We start from the raw sequence: 2041 nt of genomic DNA, 5'->3' as shown, positions 1-2041 counted from the left end.
GGGAGTGTTGACCTATTTCGTACCTATCATTTCTTCCTTGTTTCTGATCCTAGTGGGACGCGCCGCCTTTAGCGTGCCGCTGGTCATTGCCTTCATCGGCGTACTGGGAAGTGCGGCCATTACGCAGTTGAAAGGGCGGCCCCAAGGGACGGCGAGTTCTTGAGACGACAGCCGCCCCGGTCGGGGCGGCTGTCGACCGTCATGCTGAGTGCTATGCGACTGCTCGATCAATGCGCCAGCATTTCCCGGGCGATGGCATCGCCATCCAGGTCGGAGGGGTAGTAGGTCGGCCAGTGGGTGACTTCGTCCAGCAGGGCGGCGCGATCATCGCCCCAGTACAGATGATAGTGTTCGGCATCCGTGGGATAAATGGCGTGATCGCTGAACTGGATGTAGCGAGGTGCGTCGGCGCTGCCACCGTCGCGCTCGAAGATATAGCGCACGCCGCGATTGCCGGCCTCGTAATTGAGGATTTCATAACCGTCGTAGGTGTATTCCCCCGTGCGCTTGTCGCTGTCGTCGTAGAACGAGACTTGGTCACCCTCGATCACGATGCGGTCGACCTCCGTGCGATAGCCGGTCGTGTAGTACTGCTTGTAGTCGGCAGCCGTCTTGTCATCGCTGTGCGCAGCCTTGTGGGCGAAGACGTCATCCAGTGTGCCGTCCTGGAGATAGGGATACACCGACTGCCAGTCGCCCTCCCAGTCCGATAGTTGGCGATCTTCTACTTGGCTGTCATCGAAGTAGCCAGCGTAGATGTCGCTGTCGTGATGATGATCATGGGAATGATCGTGCGCATGGTCGTGATCGTGGCTATGACCGTGCTCATGCTCATGTTGATCGTGGGCATCCTGCTGCGCGAGAGCAGGTGGCACGCTCGCCAGCGATAGCAGGCCGAGTGCGAGAGCGGCATGAGCAAATGGGTGACGCATCGTGATCTCCTTGCGTGAATCAGCTTCAGTTCAATGAAAAAGCGTTAAATACGTTATAACATATCTTTTAATGGCGCCAGGTAAAATGCGGCGGCATGGGTGGTCGTGCGCTTCCATCAGGCATCGCTCGCACACTGCGAGACGGCATTGGCAAGCTTGTGCATCAATTGCGGGTAAAGCTCGTCTCCCAGCGTGAGATCGGTACCCAGCGGATCGACCACGATGGAGGTGTTCACGCCGGTATTGCCGAATACGCTTTTCACGAGCTCCGGATTGTATTGAGGCTCGCTGAACACGCAGTCGATGTCATGCGTTTCGACGAGCGTATGGAGCTCTGCGATACGCGACGGGCTGGGCTTGCGCGCATCACCCAGGGAAATGGCGCCGGCGGCATGGACATCGAAGCGGTTTTCGAAATACTGGTAGGCATCGTGGAACACGATGAAGCGAACATCGCCGGCATCGGCGAGTTGTTGTTGCAGTGAACTTGTCAGCGTTGCCAACGTCTCCTTGCCAAGGCGAGCGTTGTTCCGGTAAGTATCCGCATGCGTTGGGTCCAGCCGGGCGAGGTCGTCGGCGATGACGTCCAGCCAGGCCTGTGCATTTTCGGGGTTGAACCAGACATGGGGATTCAATCCGTCGTGAGCGTGATCATGCTGATGGTCGTGGTCGTGGTCGTGGTCGTGGTTATGCTCATGGTCGTGGTTATGCTCATGATCGTGGTCGTCATGACCATGAGGATGCGCTTCGAAGGTGGCCTCCTGGCGGTACTCGAGTGTCTGCGTTTCGGGCAAGTCCATGAGATCGACACTGAGAGCATCGTCGCCCAAGGTGTTCATGGAATGTGTCAGCCACGGGGTCAGGTCTTCGCCGATCCAGAACACGGCATCGGCGTTTTCGAGCGCTTCGGCCTCGGATGGACGCATATCGTAACGGTGGGGAGACGCGCCCTGCTGGATCAGCAGGTTCGGGGAGCCCAGGTCTCCCATCACGCGATCGACCAGCGAATAGACCGGTGGGATATCGACTGCGACGGAAGGGACGGCGGCGGACGCGGCGGCCGGCGACATGACTGGCGACATGAGTAGTGCCGCCAGGTAGGGACTGAA

2 protein-coding genes are annotated in these 2041 nt (G+C 58.6%); both read right to left on the bottom strand.

Features of this window, described 5'->3' with window-relative positions; all coding sequences use genetic code 11:
* Positions 1-227: 227 nt before the first annotated feature.
* Entirely contained in the window at positions 228-932 is a 705-nt protein-coding gene (locus tag OP495_RS17360; protein ID WP_280570995.1) for a metal-binding protein ZinT, read from the bottom strand.
* A gap of 116 nt (positions 933-1048) precedes the next feature.
* Positions 1049-2041: zinc ABC transporter substrate-binding protein (locus OP495_RS17355; RefSeq protein WP_348521328.1), on the bottom strand; the 993-nt coding region annotated here is incomplete at its 5' end.

Origin of the sequence: Chromohalobacter sp. 296-RDG (genome assembly GCF_029889885.1) — a bacterium.
Classification (GTDB): domain Bacteria; phylum Pseudomonadota; class Gammaproteobacteria; order Pseudomonadales; family Halomonadaceae; genus Chromohalobacter.
Note: the sequence above shows the minus strand (reverse complement) of the source record. Positions and strands in the feature narration are given on the sequence as shown.

Coding starts and splice junctions, on each gene's coding strand:
- OP495_RS17360 (WP_280570995.1), bottom strand. CDS start 932: ATGCGTCACCCATTTGCTCATGCCGCTCTCGCACTCGGCCTGCTATCG.